Genomic DNA, 2,385 nt, shown 5'->3' on the forward strand with positions numbered 1-2,385 from the left:
ATTAAATATCCTATTATTTATTTTATAGCTTATCTAATAACATTGATAATTTTATCAAAAATAGTATTTAATATTAAAGCTTCCTTTTGTTCAATTGAAGAAGGACAAAAAGGTACAAGTAGATTTGCTTGTTTAGAAGAATTAAAAAAACAATATAAAGCAATTCCAGAAAGTAAAATAGAATTTGAAGGAAAAGCAGGTATTCCTATTTCAAGATATGAAGATAAGATACTTATAGATGAAAGTGCTGTTAATAATTTAATAATTGGTACTACAAGAAGTGGTAAAGGTGAAACTTTTGTAGTTCCTACTATAGATATTTATTCTAGAGCAAAAATAAAGGCATCACTTATAATTAATGATCCAAAAGGAGAACTTATAGCTATGAGTAAAGATATTTTGGAAAAAAGAGGATATAGAGTTGAATTATTAAATTTAGTTCAACCCATGAATTCTATGAGTTATAATCCATTACAACTAATTATAGATGCTTGTAATGAAGGAAATTATAGTGAAGCACAAAATCTTTGTAAGACACTTACATATGCTTTATATTACAATCCTAATTCTAAAGATCCTTTTTGGCAAAATTCAGCTATGAGTTTAGTTAATGCTTTAATTTTAGCTCTTATAGATGATTGCTTAAAAAAATGTAATTTAATAAATGAAGATATAAAAGTTTTAAAAGAAAATTTAAAACTTTATTATAAAAATAATGATATAGAATTAATAGAAAAAAATAAAAAAATTATAAATAAATTAGAAGAAAATAAACTTAAAGAAAAATCTAAAATAACTTTATATACTGTAGCTAATATGCTTTCAGAATTAGGTGGAAGTAAAGATTCTTTTGGAAACAATAGACTAGATGAATATTTTAATAAGCTTTCTGCAAATTCAGTTGCTAAAATGCAATATGCAACATCTAAATTTGCAGATGGAACTGCTAGGGGAAGTATATTTTCAGTAGCAATGTCAGAACTTCAAAGGTTTACAATGGATGATATAGCAAAAATGACTTCTAAAAATTCCATAAATTTAAAAGATATTGGTTTTAAAAAAAATAATAATAAACCAGTAGCACTTTTTATGGTTACTCCTGATTATGATGCTTCTAATCATGTAATTTCTAGTATTTTTGTAAGACAGTTATATTATGTATTAGCTAAAGAAGCTTCTTTAAATGAAAGAGGTAAGTGTGATAGAGAAGTTATATTTCTTCTTGATGAATTTGGCAATATGCCAGTTATAGAGGGAATGGCTAATATAATAACAGTTTGCTTAGGGCGTGGAATAAAATTTAATTTAATAATACAAGCATATTCTCAACTTAAAAAACTTTATGGAGATGATTATAAAACAATAATAGGAAATTGTGGTAATCAAATTTATATTTTAACAAATGAGAATGAAACAGCAGAAGAATTCTCTAAATTAATAGGAGAACAAACTATTTTAACTTATTCAAGAGCAGGAAAAATATTAGATATTACTAAAAATCAAACTGAAAGCCTAGATGGTAGAAGATTGTTAAAACCTGAAGAATTAAAACTGCAAGAAGGAGAATGTGTAGTTGTAAGGGTTATAAAACGACGAGACATTTATGGAAATAAAATAATTCCTCATCCAATTTATAATAGAGGCGAAACTTCATTAAAATATAGGTATGAATATTTATATTTGGATTTTGATAATGAAAATAAATCATTAAATACAATTGAAGTAAATACTCTTCACAAAGAAGTAATCTTAGAAGATATATTATTTAAAGAGAATGAAAATAATTATTCTAATGAAGATGAGAAAAATATAAATGAAAAGGCTAATGATAAAGTAAAGGACCATTTAAATTCAGAGGAAGATTTAGCAGATCAGTTTATAGAAGAAGATAGTAAAAATGAATTTGAATTAATAGACTTTAAATTATCTCAAGTTTTTGCACCAGATGAGTTAATAAAAGTAAATTTTATGCTAAGTACAGAATTAAATTTAAATTTTTCTAAAGACATTAATGAAATTAGTTGGATAGATTTCAAAGAGCTTGCTGAAGAAAATATAGAAAATAAAAATATTAAAAAGTTTTATGAATTAGGCTGTATACAGGTAGAATCTTTAATTTAAAGTGAGGTGATAAGTTAAATATGGGAGCAGAGCAAATATTAATAGAGCTTAATGAAAATAATATACTAAAAATAGCGAATATTATTGATTATTGTTTTAGATGGGTTGGTTGGACTATTATAAAAATATTAGCTTCTATTGTAAATGGAATCGAAGTGGCTATAAATAAAATATATACATTAAATGATTTTTTTAATAGCGATTTAGTTACTGATTTTATTAATAAATATAAACCTCTAATATGGACAATACTAGCTATTTCTA

At 24.3% G+C, this 2,385-nt stretch carries 2 protein-coding genes; both read left to right on the plus strand.

Features of this window, described 5'->3' with window-relative positions; translation table 11 throughout:
• On the plus strand, window positions 1-2,121 hold a 2,121-nt coding region (locus tag GBZ86_RS15070), incomplete at its 5' end, for a VirD4-like conjugal transfer protein, CD1115 family (protein WP_152892013.1).
• Between the two features lie 20 nt (window positions 2,122-2,141).
• On the plus strand, window positions 2,142-2,385 hold a 244-nt coding region (locus GBZ86_RS15075; protein WP_479690754.1), incomplete at its 3' end, for a DUF8208 domain-containing protein.

The organism is Clostridium tarantellae, from assembly GCF_009295725.1.
GTDB lineage: Bacteria > Bacillota > Clostridia > Clostridiales > Clostridiaceae > Sarcina > Sarcina tarantellae.